Here is a 15,081-nt window from a genome sequence, read left to right as displayed (position 1 = left end):
GCTAGGGTAACAATCAAGCAAACGTTAGGTACAGGAGTAAAAATGGCTATCACATCAGCAATGCACAACAACGGAATTCGCGTCGTCACCATGGATTACCCACCGGTTAACGCGCTTCCGGTGGCAGGATGGTTCGGCATCGGCGCGGCGTTGGACGAAGCCAGCAAGGACCCAAATACCCGCGCGGTCATCCTGCGCGCCGAAGGACGAGGCTTCAACGCGGGCGTTGACATCAAGGAAATGCAGTCAACGGATGACTTCCATGCCATTCTGGGCGCAAACCGCGGCTGCTACGCGGCATTCAAATCAATCTACGAGTGCGCGGTCCCGGTCATTGCCGCCGTCAACGGGTTCTGCCTAGGTGGCGGCGTTGGCCTGGTGGGCAACGCCGACACCATCATCGCCAGCGACACTGCCTACTTCGGCGTCCCCGAGGTTGACCGCGGCGCGCTGGGCGCAGCAACCCACTTGGCACGCCTGGTTCCCGCACACATGTTGCGCACCTTGTACTTCACCAGCCGTAACATCTCCGCACAGCGCCTGGCCGAACTCGGTTCCGTTGCGGAAGTCGTATCCCCGGACAAGCTCGACGAGACAGCGTTCGCCTATGCCGGTGAAATTGCCTCCAAGGATCCACGCGTCATGCGCGCCGCCAAGGAAGCACTGAACGGCATCGACCCGATCGACGTCAACAAGAGTTACCGCTTCGAACAGGGATTCACCTTCGAGCTCAACCTCGGCGGTGTCGCCGATGAACTACGCGATGATTTCGTCTCCACCGGGGCTTAAGGAGGCCCCGGATGACCAGCAAAGTCATTGATTCAAGCACTCTAGCCGACCTCTTTCGCGACGGCATGACCATCGGCATTGGAGGCTGGGGCGCCCGCCGCAAACCCATGGCCCTGGTCGCGGCGCTCATCCGTTCCGGGGCACGCGATCTGCGCATTGTCAGCTTTGGTGGACCCGATGTGGGGATGCTGTGTGCCACAGGTCAGGTCAAGGAGGTAATCCACGGTTTTGTCACACTTGATTCAATTGCCGTCGAACCACACTTCGCCTCCGCCCGGCAGGCCGGTAACGTCAAAACCATCGAGCTTGACGAATCCATGCTGGTTTCAGGGTTACGCGCGGCAGGACGTCGGCTTCCCTTTGAGGTCACGCGCACCGGACTCGGCTCCGACGTGCTCGGTGCCAATCCGCAGATCCGCACCATCACTTCCCCCTATACGGATGGTGAAACACTGGTGGCCATGCCGGCGGTGGAATTGGATCTGGCGTTGATCCATCTAAACCGTGCCGATCATCTGGGCAACGGACAATGCTTGGGCCCAGATCCCTACGTCGACGATCTCTTTGCCCGCGCCGCCAAAACCACCATCCTCAGCGCCGAGTCGATTATCAGCACCCGGGAACTGACCCAGGGCCATCACCCGGCCACACTCTTGCTCAACCGCACCATGGTGAATCATGTTTTTGAGGCACCCGGCGGGGCACATTTCACCACCTGCCTTCCCGATTACCCGCGCAATGAGGAATGGCAACGAGAATACGCGCACTCCGCCAGTAGCCCGGCGCTGTGGGAAGAATTTCGGACCCGGTATATCGACAAGGAACATGTCTGGACCCCCGGAGGTCAGCAATGAGTGAGGTAACCATGCCCCAAGTGACTCGCGCAGAAATTGCCGTCACCGCCTGTAGCGATTTATTCCGCGGACAAGGTGACATTCTGGCCAGCCCGGCCGGGATCATCCCCACCATTGGCGCGCGGCTGGCAGCACTCACCCATGCCCCGGATCTCATGCTCAGCGACGGCGAATCCACGATCTATGCGGGCGTTCCGTCGCTGGAACACCAAGGCGTTCCCGGCGGTTTTCTGCCTTATCGGGAACTCTTTGAGCTGATTGCAGCCGGTAAACGTCATGTGGTGATGGGTGGTGCTCAGATCGACCGGGAGGGAAACCATAATTTCTCCGCCATCGGTGAGCACACCAAACCACACCGGCAGCTTCTGGGCTCACGCGCCGCGGCAGCCAACACCATTAATCACAGAACTAGCTACTGGATCCCCAAGCACAGTCGCCGCTCCATGGTCCAACAGGTGGATTTCGTGACGGGCGTTGGGCGCACGCGCGCCGAGCACGCAGGAAAGGGCGCGGCCCGTTTCCATCAGGTGCACCAGGTGGTCAGCAACCTTGGGGTCTTCGACTTCAACGGACCGGGACACACCATGTCACTGGTATCTATCCACCCCGGTGTCAGCGTCGAAGAAGTCATTGAATCCACCGGATTCGACTTAAACATCCCGGATGCCGTGCAAAGTACTCGCCTGCCAAATCGGCAGGAACTACAACTGATTCGCGAGGTCTTGGACCCGCTCCACCGCAGAGAACAAGAGGTTCGATCTTGAGCACCACCAACCGCATTCGCACAGCACTGACCGAGCTGACCGGCGTTGAACACCCCATCGTGCAAACCGGCATGGGCTGGGTGGCCGGGCCCAGGCTTGTCACCGCCACGGCCGAGGCCGGCGGGCTGGGTATCCTCGCTTCCGCCACCATGACCTACGCGGAACTCGAAAAGGCAATCATCGAGACCAAAAGCCGCACCGATAAGCCCTTCGGGGTAAACCTACGTGCGGATGCTGCCGATGCCATGGATCGGGTGAACCTGCTGATCGAACACCGCGTCAAGGTGGCGTCTTTCGCGCTGGCCCCCAAACGCGAGCTGATCGACAAGCTCAAGGAAAACGATGCTGTGGTTATCCCCTCGGTGGGGTTGCCCCGCCATGCGGAAAAGGTGGCGTCCTGGGGAGCCGACGCGGTAATGATTCAGGGCGGCGAGGGCGGCGGACATACCGGAGCCACCCCCACTACCCTGTTATTGCCCACCGTGCTGGATGCTGTGGACATCCCGGTCATCGCCGCAGGCGGCTTCTTTGACGGACGCGGTCTGGCCGCGGCACTTTCCTACGGTGCTGCCGGCATTGGCATGGGTACCCGTTTCCTACTGACCAGCGACAGTGCGGTGCCCGAACACATCAAGCGCCGCTACCTGGAATTCGGACTCGACGGAACAGTCGTCACGGCCAAGGCAGATGGCATGCCGCACCGTTTGCTACGCACCGAGTTCATCGACGGTTTGGAATCCGGTTCCCCCCTTGGCCGCATGCTAGGCACGTTGCGCCGCAGCATGCAGTTCAAGGAACTCTCCGGCTTGTCCTGGGCAGGGATGGCTCGCGATGGACTTTCCATGAAACGCAGCAGCGGGCGCAGTTGGGGGCAGATGATGCTCGCCGCCAACACTCCCATGTTGCTCAAGGCCGGACTGGTGGACGGCGACACGCAGGCCGGCATGCTGGCCTCGGGCCAAGTCGTCGGTGTCATCGATGACTTGCCGACCTGCGAACAGCTGGTGGATCGCATTATTGACGAGGCAGTGGAACGGCTTGCAGTGGTTTCCGGATACGCGCAAACCCGGGATCAGTCCATCGCCTAGAAATAACCTAGGTTCAACTTCCGTGGATGGTGGCATCTTAGACAAGCTGTCGCCATCCACATTTCTGATGGAATTCGACATCATATGCATTGTTCTTGTTCAACGACATGACCCAACCTGTATTTTGACCAATCTGTCACTGGTCAAACATAAACTGCTCAAACAATCTAGAACTGTTTCAGCTGCATACGGAAATACGTTTTAGTCTTCCAACTACTAGGCACGACATGCGAGGGCATTCATGGCATTTACAGCTACAGTCGTTCAAGTTTTCATAGCCTCACCGTCGGACACGTCGTCATCACGTGATGCCGTAGAACGAGCATTATCCAGATGGAATGCAAGTCGCGCCGAGAACGATCATTTAGTGATCCTCCCTAGGCGCTATGAAACCAGCGCGGTTCCAGCGATGGGCAGTGACGGACAACAAATAATCAACAAACAACTTGTCGATTCGGCAGATATCGTCGTGGCCATTTTCGCGAATAAACTCGGTAGTGCGACACCACGTGAAATTTCCGGAACAGTTGAAGAAATCAAAGAAGCCCAGGCCGCCGGTAAGAAAGTGCACGTCTATTTCTCGGAGGCACCAGTCCCCCAGGAATTTATGGATCAGGTTGCTGAACTTGAAAAGTACAAGAAAGAATTCAAGGGCCTCTACGGAACCTACGTTGACGATTCTGATCTCGTAGATCAAGTACGTCACGCAATTGATACTGATATGCCATCGTTCGGCGGCAAGATTCTCCAAGCAAACAGCTCCAGCGCAAATCCGATCGCACGGCACCACGACGAGACTTACACGAAGTATGACTCAAAAGGTCTCCCTAAGAATGCGCACAAGCATTCAATCGTCATCGAAAATAAAAGCGACGCTGTAGCAGAAGATTTCCTAGTGAAGTTCTCCGGCGAAGACGAAGCTGAACTGAACTTATGGTTCATGCATGAACCTTTGCAAGAGACCTTGCATGCGCATGATAACCGGTCCTATCGCTTCGAAATGTCAATGCAGTCGGCTGATCGGTTGATCGCCACAATGACCTGGGCAGAAAATGGAGAACCCAAAGAACGTATCGCGAAAATACAGCTCTAATCGTTGAGCCAGTAGAAATCCGATCGGTAAGCGATCCGTTTACCAGCTGGCTTTGAAGAATTTGGTGTCCCGATCATAAGAAAGTTCCAGGATAGCCAAACAGAGCTTAGGGTTCAGACCCACTGTGTGCGCATTTATTCGAGACACACGACCGAACGGGACCTGTCGATCCACACCATTGTGCTCGACAGGTCCCGGGTTTTTGGAGCTCCCGAATTAGAGTCGTTCGATGATGGTGACGTTGGCTTGCCCGCCGCCTTCACACATCACCTGCAGACCAAAACGGCCCTCGGTGCGCTCAAGCTCATTGAGCAGCGTGGTCATCAAACGGGTGCCGGTGGCACCAATCGGGTGCCCCAGCGCGATGCCGCCACCGTTGACGTTGACCTTACTGCGGTCAATGCCAAGCTCCTGCATCCAGGCCAGCACCACCGGCGCAAACGCCTCATTGCATTCAAAGAGGTCAATCTCGTCAACACTCATACCGGCTCGTTCCAGCGCGTACTTGGTAGCGCGGATTGGACCGGTGAGCATCCACACCGGATCATCGGCACGTACCGAGATGTGGTGAATGCGGGCGCGCGGCTTCAACCCATGCTCATCGACGGCTTTTTGTGAGGCAATCAGCATGGCGCTGGCACCGTCGCAAATCTGCGAAGCTACAGCGGCTGTCAACCGACCGCCCTCCGAGAGCGTATCCAGCGACGCCATCTTCTCCAGGGTGGTCCCCCGGCGGATGGTTTCATCCTGTTCCAGCCCATTGAGCGGAACAATTTCTGCGTCAAAACGTCCTTCGTCTGCTGCAGTTGCGGCACGCTGGTGGCTTTCGAGTGCAAACTGCTCCATGGTCTCGCGGGCAACGTCCCACTTTTCTGCGATCATTTCCGCGGCACGGAATTGGGATACTTCCTGATCCCCGTATCTGGCCACCCAACCCGGGGATTCGGCGAACGGGGTGGTGAATCCGAAGTCTGAACCGGCGATCATGGCGGCAGAAATCGGGATTGCGGACATATTCTGTACACCGCCGGCAATGATCAGATCCGCGGTTCCGGACATGACACCCTGCGCCGCGAAGTGCACCGACTGCTGGCTGGAACCACACTGACGGTCGATGGTTACCCCCGGAACATGATCCGGAAGGCCCGCGACCAGCCACGCGGTTCGGGCAATATCGCCCGCCTGTGAACCGAGGGTGTCGGTGCAACCAAAGATCACGTCGTCAACCGCCCCCGGATCGACTCCGGTGCGTTGCATTAGCGCGGCAATCACGTGCGCTCCAAGGTCTGCGGAGTGAATCTCTGCCAGGGAACCGCCGCGGCGTCCCACCGGAGTGCGTACAGCATCAATAATGTAGGCTTCGCTCATTTTTCTTGCTCCTTTATGCCTGTTGGCTGCTGACCGGGACGACTTCACCGGTCATGTACGAGGAATAGTCACTGGCCAAAAACACCATGACATTGGCGATTTCCCAGGGTTCGGCCGCCCGGCCAAAGGCCTCACGGGAGGTCAGCTGCTCAAGTAATTCCTCGGAGGTGACCTTGGCAAGGAATGGATGCATGGCCAAGGAAGGAGCCACCGCATTAATGCGAATTCCATGCGGTGCCACGTCCATGGCCGCGGAACGGGTCAATGCCATGACGCCGGCCTTTGCCGCGGCGTAGTGGGCCTGGCCTTCCTGGGCGCGCCAACCAATGACAGAGGCATTGTTAATGATCACGCCCTTGGTGTTGTTTTTGACCATACGCTGGCTTGCCGCACGCACCGAACGAAAGGTTCCGGTCAGCGTGACGCTCAGGACCTTGTCCCACTGCTCGTCTTCCATCTCCAAGATGGAAGCGGTACCGCCCAGCCCGGCATTGTTGATCATGACATCAACCCCGCCGGCTTCCTCCGCGACGTCCAGAAGGGCTTGGACCTGGGCCTCATCGGTGACATCGCATACTGCGAAACGTACACGATCGGCGCCGAATTCCGTGCCAAGTTCGGTGGCGGATGCCTCGAGGCGCCCGGCATGGGTATCACCCAAAACCACCAGCGCGGCACCTTCTTCGAGGCAGCGGCGCGCTGCTGCGGCACCGATTCCGGCACCCGCGGCGGCGGTGATCACCACGCGGCGACCGGCGAGCAAGCCGTGGGCCTTGACGTATTCGGGAGCTGGTTGTGCAATGCGTGTCACGGTCATACTCGTGCCTCCTTGGGCAAGCCGAGCACACGCTCGGCAATTACGTTTCGTTGGATTTCGTCCGAGCCACCGTAGAGGGTGTCGGCTCGACTAAAGAGATACAGGGCCTGTAATTCATCAAGTTCGTACGGGGCTTGGGCCACAGTTAGGCCGCCGGAACCGGCAACCGCCATGGCCAACTCGCCCAGTGAACGGTGCCACGGTGCCCACAACAACTTGGTGATTGAGGCTTCGATGCCTTGTTCGCCACTCAGCGTGCGTAACCCATGCATGCGCAACATGTCTAGGCCCATATGGGCCTGGACAATTCTGTCTTGGATCAGCGGGTCGTTGATGGCACCGTTGCTGCGCGCAAGATCGATAATGACCTGCAGCTCTCCCTGGAACGCGATCTGTTGAGCCAGCGTGGATACCCCGCGCTCAAATCCGAGGGTTCCCATGGCTACCGACCAACCGGCACCCGGTTCACCAACAACAAGGTCCTCATCGGTTGTGGCACCGTCAAAGAACACTTCGTTGAATTCCGAGGTTCCGGTCAACTGCAGGATCGGCCGAATTTCCACGCCATCCTGGTCCATCGGAACCAGCAGGTAGGACAGTCCGCGATGCTTTTGCGATCCTTCTTCGGTGCGGGCAATGACAAAGCACCAGTTGGCGGTGTGTGCCAGCGAGGTCCAAACTTTCTGCCCGTCAATGATCCATGCTCCGTCGTCTAACCTGGCCTTGGTAGAAACAGCGGCAAGGTCCGAGCCCGCGCCGGGCTCCGAGTATCCCTGGCACCAGAGGTCCTCAACGGCAATGATGCGTGGTAAGAATCGAGCCTGTTGTTCCGCTGTGCCGAAGGCAATCAGGGTTGGGCCTAGCAATTCCTCACCGAGATGATTCACCCGGGCCGGTGCATTGGCCAGAGCATATTCCTCATGAAAAATGACTTGTTGTTGCAGGCTCAGCCCACGCCCACCGTATTCCTTGGGCCAGCTGACACAGCTCCAGCCGTGTGCCGCCAGGTGACGGTTCCATTCCAGGCGTTCCTCAAAAGCCTCATGTTCTCGGCCCGAACCGCCTAGGCCGCGCAGGTGGGCAAATCGGCCGACAAGATTTGATTTGAGCCATTGGCGGATCTCTTGCCGAAACTCATTGTCTTGAATCGAATAGTTCAGATCCACGGTTACACCTCACTCTCGATATCCGTTGGTCACATGTTCAAACTTCGCTTATGCTAGCAAACCAAGCACTTGTTTGGTTAGTCTAGTCTCAGACAAGTTTTCCAGTTGACCATGTGAGGCAGGAAGGGAGCGTAACGATGAGTGAGAACAACGTTCAGGACGTCATCACCTACGAGGTGCGCGGATCCACGGCAATCGTGCGGCTAAACCGGCCCGATTACCGAAACGCGCAGAATTCGAAGATGACTTATGCGCTAGATGCCGCATTTACCAGGGCAGTCAACGATGACGCGGTGAAGGTCATCGTGTTGGCCGGAAATGGCAAGCACTTCAGCGCCGGACATGACATCGGCACCCCGGAGCGGGATGCCGACCAGAGCTTTGAACGCAAGGCGGTCATGTGGTGGGACCATGTGGGAACCGAGGGCGTTGACTCCCGTTTTGCCCGGGAATCCGAGGTTTATCTGGGAATGTGCCGACGCTGGCGTGAAATCCCCAAGCCAATGATCGCCATGATCCACGGAGCGTGCATTGCCGGCGGACTCATGCTGGCTTGGTCATGTGATTTCATCATCGCCAGCGAGGATGCATTCTTCTCCGATCCGGTGGTACGCATGGGAATCCCCGGCGTCGAATACTTTGCTCACCCGTGGGTCATGAACCCCCGCGCCGCCAAGGAATTCCTCTTTACCGGGGACCGTTTCAGCGCCCAGCGAGCCCATGATCTGGGCATGGTGAACCACGTGGTTCCGGTCGCCGAGCTTGAGAAAACAGTCCTTGAGATGGCCGAGCGTATCGGCGCAATGCCACGCCTAGGACTTGCCCTCACCAAAAAAGCAGTAAACCAAGTAGAGGACCTGCAGGGCATGCGTGCCGGCATGGACTCAGTCTTTGGGTTGCATCATGCGGCCCATGCACACAACGCGGAGGTCGGCAAGGATTCGCTGGCCGGAATGGGAGCCAAGAGCATGCGTGAGGCGGCTACACAATCATGAATACCGAAACAATGAACCTTGATTTGACCGAGGAACAGCTCGCTTTTGCTGCCGAGGCACGCGCCTGGCTAGCCGAGCATGTTCCCGCAACACCCCTGCCCTCAATGGACACCGCCGAAGGCTTTGAGGCTCACCGCCAGTGGGAAGCGGAACTAGCCCGCGGCGGCTGGTCGGTGGTCTCCTGGCCCGAAGAATTTGGTGGCCGCGGAGCCGGACTCATCGAATGGGTACTCTTCGAGGAAGAGTACTACCGCGCCGGCGCACCAACCCGCGTCGCTCAAAACGGTATTTCATTACTTGCACCAATCCTTTTTGGGCATGGCACCGACGCACAACGCGAACGCTTCCTGCGTCCCATGACCGACGGTTCGCTGATCTGGGCACAGGCCTGGTCCGAGCCCGGTTCCGGCAGTGACCTGGCCTCCATCCGCAGCACCGCGCGGCGCGATGAGGAACGCGGCGGCTGGATTCTTAACGGCCAAAAGACCTGGAGTTCCCGTGCCCCCTGGGCGGACCGGGGCTTTGGGCTATTTCGTTCGGACCCCGAGGCCCAGCGTCACCGCGGTCTGACTTACTTCATGTTCCCGCTGGATGCCGAGGGCATCACCATCCGCCCGATTGCCCAGTTGGATGGCACCACCGGTTTTGCCGAAATTTTCTTTGATGATGTCTTCGTTGCCGATGAGGATGTACTCGGCGAGCCCGGCGATGGTTGGCGGGTGGCCATGAGTACCGCGGGCAACGAGCGCGGGCTTTCGCTTCGCTCCCCGGGTCGCTTCTGCGCCGCTACCGATCGTCTGATCGATCTCTGGCATACCCATCAGGAACAGGAACCGTTTGCTCAAGATGCGGTGGTAGATGCATGGATCAAGTCCGAGGCCTACCGACTTTACACGTGGGGCACCGTCAGCACCCTGCAGAACGGTGGTGACGTGGGTGCCGAGGGAAGCGTCAACAAGGTGTTCTGGTCCGAACTGGACATTGAATTGCATGGAACAGCACTCGCGCTGCTGGGTCCCGAGGCCGAACTTCGCGGTCCCTCGGCGGTCTCCAATGGTCGCTGGATTGAGGACTACGTCTTCTCCCTGGGTGGCCCCATCTATGCGGGAACCAACGAAATCCAACGCAACATCATCGCAGAACGTCTACTTGGCCTGCCCCGTGGCGGCGACGGAAGGAAATCGTCATGAAATTCGTGATTAGCGACGAACAACGTGCCCTAGCAGAGGCCATCGAGCAGGTCATCGAGGGGGCCGGTGGAACCAACGTTGCCCGCACTTGGGCCGCAGGTGATTTGGCCCCGGGGCAAGAGCTTTGGGCCCAGCTCGCCGAGCTGGGCTTACTAGGTCTCTGCGTCGACGAGGCCGACGGCGGCATGGGCGGCACCCCGGTTGATCTGGTGGTGGCCTTTGAACGATTGGGCTATCACGCGGTCCCCGGACCATACCTAGAATCTGCGGCGCTGCTCCCTAATTTGGTAAACCCGGCAATTCGCGAGGGGCTGGTAGACGGTTCGGTCATCGCCACCGCCGCGATCCCCGGTTTGCTCACCTATGCACTCGATTCGGCATCCAGCACTCACAGTTACATTGTGAACCCGGATTCCCTCTCGCCGGCCACGGCCGGTGAACCAATGAAGTCCATCGACGAGACCCGCACACTCAGCGAACTGCGGGCAACGGAAAGTGCGGCGGCACTCGATGAGCAGCTGGTGGCTACCGCCATCGACCGGGCCACGCTGGGCTGTGCCGCCGTCTTGTTGGGTGCCGGGGAACGCCTGCTCCATGAGGCCGTCGAATACGCGAAAATCCGTCAGCAATTTGGTCGTACCATCGGCGAATACCAGGCGCTTAAGCATCAATTGGCCGATGTTCGGGTGGCACTGACCTTCGTCCGCCCCTTGATCAATGGCGCCGCTCTGGATCTGGGTAGCCCGGCGGGTCCGCGCAGCGTCTCCGCCGCAAAGGTTGCCGCGGGCGACGCGGCGCTGCTTGCCGCACGTGTGGCACTGCAGGTTCACGGGGCCATCGGCTACACCCAGGAACATGATCTGAGTCTGTGGATTACCCGCGTGCATGCCCTACTGGGCGCGTGGGGCACCGCCAGGTACCACCGCAATCGGGTGGCTTCTTTCATCATGTCTCCCATTTCCCAGCTAGCCCCGGTTGCGTGAGAGCACCGTGGATTTCTCACTGACCGACGAACAAAACGAGCTAGCCAAGACCCTTCATGCGGTTCTGGAACGCCACGCAGATTCCGCCGCAGTGCGCCAGGGTGCAGAGTCAGAGCTCGGCTATGACAAGGATCTTTGGCGCATACTTGCCCAAGAGGTCGGGGTCGCCTCGCTGGCGATCCCGGAGGAGTATGGCGGTGCGGGTTGTAGCTGGATTGAAACCGGTTTGGCTCTAGAGGTGCTCGGCTATCACCTGGCCCCCAACCCTCTTTTGGCTTCCGGAGTGCTGGCAACCGCGGCGCTGCTCGAGGCAGGAGATGCAGAGGCCAATGAGCGGCTGCTGCCAGCTATCGCCGAGGGAAACAGCATTGCAACGCTGGCCTGGGCAACCACACAGGGTCAGTGGGAAACCACGGGCAGCGACATCACCGCCACCCAGCATGATCGGTGGGTACTTAATGGAACCGCCAGTTTGGTGCTTGATGGGCAATACGCGGATATTGTCTTGGCGGTTGCTTCCACCCCGGCCGGCATCGGGCTCTTTGAGGTGATTGATGCCCAGAGTATCGCTCGAGTGCAGACCCCCGCAATGGACAGTACGCTGAGCTTTGCAACACTGAATTTTTCGAATGTTGCGGCCCGGCCACTATTGCTGGATGCCGGTGAAGCGCTAGAAAAGATCCGGGATATTGCACTTGTTGCACGGGCTTGCCTGCAATCCGGGACGGCACGGCGTGGGCTGGATATGACAGTTGAATATTCCACGCAACGGGTCCAGTTTGGCCGGCAGATTGGCTCCTTCCAGGCACTCAAGCACCGCATGGCCGACATGCTGGTGCAGGTGGAAACCGCGCGTACCGCAGCCTGGGCGGCGGCGTGGTCCGCCGGCACCGATGCCCCGGATTTAGCTGAGCGGGCGGCTTCCGCGGCGGCATGGTGTTCTGACGCACTTGAGCACATCGCCTCGGAATGTGTGCAGCTACATGGTGGCATCGCCATCACCTGGGAGCATGATGCCCAGCTGCTCTTCAAACGGGCCCACGCAACGGCGCAGCTCTTTGGACAGGCGCGCTCACATCGGCGGCGCTTAGGTGCCCTGTTGGGAATTAGCGCGGCCTAGAAGCTAAAAAGTGTCCCGGTTGCGGTTGCCTTAGCGAAGGCGAACACCGCAACCGGGAGGCTGGGCTATGCCGTCGAACCGCCATCGATCACGAAGTCTTGGCCGGTGCAGTAACTGCTTGCCTCGCTGGCCAGGAACGCTACCATGGTTGAGATTTCTCGTGGTTGGCCCGCCCGCGGAATCGGATTTTGGGTGATCATGCCGACTCCAGCACGGGTATCTGGATCGCTCATGACTGTATCAACGGCACCCGGGCAGATGGTATTGACGCGGATGCCAAATTCCGCGTATTCCCGGGCCACGGATTTCCCTACCCCGCGCAGACCCCATTTTGAGGCAACGTAGGGTGCTCGGCCCGGATAACCCACGAGGGCTGCGGTCGAGGCGATATTGATGATTGAGCCGCCTTTCTCGCGCATGGCCGGCAATACCGCCTGCATGCCGAGCATCGGGCCCACAAGATTAATATCCAGGGTTCTGCGTAGTTGCGATTCACTGGTTGCGGCGAGTTCGCCGACCGGGGCTATGCCAGCGTTGTTGATCAAGACATCGATGCGGCCAAAATTTTCCACCGCGGCATCCACTGTTTTACCCCAGTCCGCCGGCGAGCTGACGTCATGACTCAGCGCTATGGCGTTGCCTCCCAAGGAGTTGGCCAGCAACGCTACTTCTGTTTCTTCAAGATCGGTAAGCACCAGCTTGGCGCCGAGCCCGTGCAGCATTCGGGCGTGGGATATTCCTTGCCCGCCGGCGGCGCCGGTAAGCACGATGACCTTGTTTTTCAGGTCGATAATTGGATCGTTTTCCATCTGTTTTCTCCAATGTTTTGGTTCTTGAGTGCGGTGGGACGGGACTTCGCCCCCCATGTTTTCTAAAACCGGCGGCCCGCAAAGCAGTCCCAAGTGAAAGTGGTTTGTCGGGGCAATCCTGATAGCTGGTACGGCCCCTGCCGGTCTTCTTCCGAACATGCTAGCCTTACAACCAAGCGAGCGCTAGGTTTATTATTTTTCTAAGAAATGAGGGACACCACATGCCTGACAAGCGAATAGAACTCAGTGATGCGGTTGCGTCAATTGAGTCCGGAATGACCATCGGCATCGGCGGCTGGGGATCACGGCGCAAGCCCATGGCAATCGTTCGTGAACTACTGCGCAGCGACGTCAAGGACCTCACCGTAGTATCGCTCGGTGGCCCTGATGTTGGATTGCTGGTGGCTGCGGGCAAGGTCCGCAAGCTGATCTATGGCTTCGTCACCCTAGATAGCATCCCGCTGGATCCACTGTTCACAGCGGCCCGCGAACGTGGCGAGCTTGAACTGCAGGAATACGACGAGGGAATGTTTGTCACCGGGCTGCGTGCCGCGGCAAACCGGCTTTCCTTCCTGCCCACCCTGGCAGGCATCGGATCGGATGTGCTTGCCGCGAATCCGCACCTCAAGACCATCAAGTCCCCGTACTCGGACGACGAATACGTGGCTGTTCCGGCCATCACCATGGATGTTGCCTTGATCCATGCCAACCGCTCCGACACGGCCGGGAACATCCAGTTCCTGGGCCCGGATCCATACTTTGATGATCTGTACGCAATGGCCGCAACCCGGACCTTTGTCAGCACCGAAAAGATCGTTCCCACCGAGAACCTGCTCGACGAGGGATCCTTCCACACCCTGATGCTCAGCCGTATGTACGTCACCGGGGTCATCGAAACCCCCAAGGGTGCGCATTTCACCACCTGCGAGCCCGACTACGGTCGTGACGAGCTCTTCCAGAAGCACTATGTGGCCTCGGCCAAGGATCCGGTGGCCTGGGATGCCTTTACTGCAGAATTCCTTGCCGGCGATGAAGCCGCCTTCCATGCAGCAGTTGAACGTTTCCATGCAGAACAGGAGAAATCCCTTGTCTAACGACGTCACCATTGCCGAGATCTGCGTTGCAGCGTGCTCGGACATTTACCGCGAATCTGGCGAGCTACTGGCACACGCCGTGGGCATTGTCCCAACCATTGGTGCACGCCTGGCCAAGCTCACCCACTCACCGGACATTATCCTCAGCGACGGCGAAGCCTTCATGATGAGTGAACCGCCGGCACTGGGTAAGTCCGCGGCACACGGTGGAACCATCGAAGGCTGGGCACCCTTTAGCCGCATCTTTGACATCGTTGCCACGGGCCGCCGCCAAAGCATCATGGGCGCCAGCCAGATTGACCAGTACGGCAACCAGAATATCTCGCTCATTGGTGATTGGAAGAAGCCCAAGCGCCAGCTCATCGGCGTACGCGGGGCACCGGGAAACACCGCCAACCACCGCGTGGATTACTGGATCGCCCGACACGGTTCACGCTTGTTTGTTGAGTCGGTAGACATGGTTTCCGGTGTTGGCAACGACAGGGCACGGGCCGCCGGCCTCAAGCACCACCACCTGGGTGTCATCATTACCAACCTTGCGGTGTTGGGCTTCGACGAAAACGGCCGCATCAAGGTCCTTTCGGTACACCCGGGCGTTGACCCACAGGAAGTCACCGACAACACCGGCTTCCCGCTGGATGCCTCAACCGCCCCGGAAACCCGCATCCCTACCGACGAGGAACTACGTCTCATCCGTGAGGTCATCGACCCACGCGCGGCCCGGAACCGCGAAGTACCGGTGCCTCAGCCAGTCGGCTAGAAATCATATCTAAGGCTCGGGCCGGAAAGCTGCAGTGCAGCTTTCCGGCCCGAGCCTTAGTGTGTGCTGCTCATATGAACCACACGTTCAGCCACTCGGCGATATGCCATATTTGAGCAAAGATAAGCGCGTGCCACGGGACCCCCTCCCACGACACGCGCTTATCCTGTGACCGAGGCTTTCGCCTCCGC

The 15,081-nt window shown here is 58.9% G+C and carries 15 protein-coding genes; 11 read left to right on the top strand and 4 right to left on the bottom strand.

Going from position 1 to position 15,081, the window contains the following annotated elements; all coding sequences use genetic code 11:
- The first annotated feature begins 42 nt into the window (after positions 1 to 42).
- The 5 genes from CQ018_RS04400 (at position 43) to CQ018_RS04380 (ending at position 4,588) form a co-directional block, all read left to right on the top strand.
- Positions 43 to 789: an enoyl-CoA hydratase family protein gene (locus CQ018_RS04400; protein WP_105548784.1), complete on the top strand. Its 747-nt coding sequence runs from the start codon at positions 43 to 45 to the stop codon at positions 787 to 789.
- An 11-nt stretch (positions 790 to 800) separates the two neighbouring features.
- A complete protein-coding gene (locus tag CQ018_RS04395) occupies positions 801 to 1,643 on the top strand; it encodes a CoA transferase subunit A (protein ID WP_105548783.1) in 843 nt (280 codons plus the stop codon).
- Positions 1,640 to 2,407, top strand: coding sequence for a CoA-transferase subunit beta (locus CQ018_RS04390; protein WP_105548782.1), 768 nt, complete (start codon positions 1,640 to 1,642; stop codon positions 2,405 to 2,407). The genes CQ018_RS04395 and CQ018_RS04390 overlap by 4 nt, the downstream gene beginning before the upstream one ends.
- Positions 2,404 to 3,495 (top strand): nitronate monooxygenase family protein, encoded by a 1,092-nt coding sequence (locus tag CQ018_RS04385; protein ID WP_105548781.1) that lies wholly within the window; start codon positions 2,404 to 2,406, stop codon positions 3,493 to 3,495. Before CQ018_RS04390 ends, CQ018_RS04385 begins: the two co-directional genes overlap by 4 nt.
- A gap of 241 nt (positions 3,496 to 3,736) precedes the next feature.
- The gene (locus tag CQ018_RS04380) at positions 3,737 to 4,588 is read left to right on the top strand and encodes a DUF4062 domain-containing protein (protein ID WP_105548780.1); all 852 of its coding nucleotides are present in this window, start codon (positions 3,737 to 3,739) and stop codon (positions 4,586 to 4,588) included.
- A gap of 216 nt (positions 4,589 to 4,804) precedes the next feature.
- On the opposite strand, the gene CQ018_RS04375 is transcribed toward CQ018_RS04380, so the two are convergent.
- The 3 genes from CQ018_RS04375 to CQ018_RS04365 are packed head-to-tail and all read right to left on the bottom strand — an operon-like array spanning position 4,805 to position 7,939.
- On the bottom strand, positions 4,805 to 5,956 hold the full coding sequence (locus CQ018_RS04375) for an acetyl-CoA C-acetyltransferase (RefSeq protein WP_105548779.1): 1,152 nt from the start codon (positions 5,954 to 5,956) through the stop codon (positions 4,805 to 4,807).
- 13 nt (positions 5,957 to 5,969) lie between these two features.
- Positions 5,970 to 6,773, bottom strand: coding sequence for an SDR family oxidoreductase (locus CQ018_RS04370; protein ID WP_105548778.1), 804 nt, complete (start codon positions 6,771 to 6,773; stop codon positions 5,970 to 5,972).
- Positions 6,770 to 7,939 (bottom strand): acyl-CoA dehydrogenase family protein, encoded by a 1,170-nt coding sequence (locus tag CQ018_RS04365; RefSeq protein ID WP_105548777.1) that lies wholly within the window; start codon positions 7,937 to 7,939, stop codon positions 6,770 to 6,772. Before CQ018_RS04365 ends, CQ018_RS04370 begins: the two co-directional genes overlap by 4 nt.
- A 137-nt stretch (positions 7,940 to 8,076) precedes the next feature.
- Here CQ018_RS04365 and CQ018_RS04360 point away from each other — a divergent pair, with 137 nt between their 5' ends.
- The 4 genes from CQ018_RS04360 to CQ018_RS04345 are packed head-to-tail and all read left to right on the top strand — an operon-like array spanning position 8,077 to position 12,227.
- A complete protein-coding gene (locus tag CQ018_RS04360; RefSeq protein ID WP_105548776.1) occupies positions 8,077 to 8,934 on the top strand; it encodes an enoyl-CoA hydratase in 858 nt (285 codons plus the stop codon).
- Positions 8,931 to 10,124 carry an acyl-CoA dehydrogenase family protein gene (locus CQ018_RS04355; RefSeq protein ID WP_219843993.1) on the top strand — a complete coding sequence of 398 codons (1,194 nt, stop codon included), beginning with the start codon at positions 8,931 to 8,933 and terminating at the stop codon, positions 10,122 to 10,124. The genes CQ018_RS04360 and CQ018_RS04355 overlap by 4 nt, the downstream gene beginning before the upstream one ends.
- The gene (locus tag CQ018_RS04350; protein WP_105548775.1) at positions 10,121 to 11,107 is read left to right on the top strand and encodes an acyl-CoA dehydrogenase family protein; all 987 of its coding nucleotides are present in this window, start codon (positions 10,121 to 10,123) and stop codon (positions 11,105 to 11,107) included. Before CQ018_RS04355 ends, CQ018_RS04350 begins: the two co-directional genes overlap by 4 nt.
- Before the next feature lie 7 nt (positions 11,108 to 11,114).
- Complete coding sequence (locus CQ018_RS04345) at positions 11,115 to 12,227, top strand: acyl-CoA dehydrogenase family protein (protein WP_105548774.1); 1,113 nt, start codon at positions 11,115 to 11,117, stop codon at positions 12,225 to 12,227.
- Positions 12,228 to 12,292: 65 nt separating this feature from the next.
- Here CQ018_RS04345 and CQ018_RS04340 read toward each other — a convergent pair whose 3' ends face one another.
- Positions 12,293 to 13,036 carry an SDR family NAD(P)-dependent oxidoreductase gene (locus CQ018_RS04340; RefSeq protein ID WP_105548773.1) on the bottom strand — a complete coding sequence of 248 codons (744 nt, stop codon included), beginning with the start codon at positions 13,034 to 13,036 and terminating at the stop codon, positions 12,293 to 12,295.
- Positions 13,037 to 13,257: 221 nt separating this feature from the next.
- Here CQ018_RS04340 and CQ018_RS04335 point away from each other — a divergent pair, with 221 nt between their 5' ends.
- Both CQ018_RS04335 and CQ018_RS04330 read left to right on the top strand, forming a co-directional pair.
- A complete protein-coding gene (locus tag CQ018_RS04335; RefSeq protein WP_105548772.1) occupies positions 13,258 to 14,130 on the top strand; it encodes a CoA transferase subunit A in 873 nt (290 codons plus the stop codon).
- Positions 14,123 to 14,890 (top strand): CoA-transferase subunit beta, encoded by a 768-nt coding sequence (locus CQ018_RS04330; protein WP_105548771.1) that lies wholly within the window; start codon positions 14,123 to 14,125, stop codon positions 14,888 to 14,890. Before CQ018_RS04335 ends, CQ018_RS04330 begins: the two co-directional genes overlap by 8 nt.
- The last annotated feature ends 191 nt before the right edge of the window (positions 14,891 to 15,081 follow it).

The sequence above is a fragment of the Arthrobacter sp. MYb227 genome, assembly GCF_002975435.1.
Classification (GTDB): Bacteria; Actinomycetota; Actinomycetes; order Actinomycetales; family Micrococcaceae; genus Paeniglutamicibacter.
Note: the sequence above shows the minus strand (reverse complement) of the source record. Positions and strands in the feature narration are given on the sequence as shown.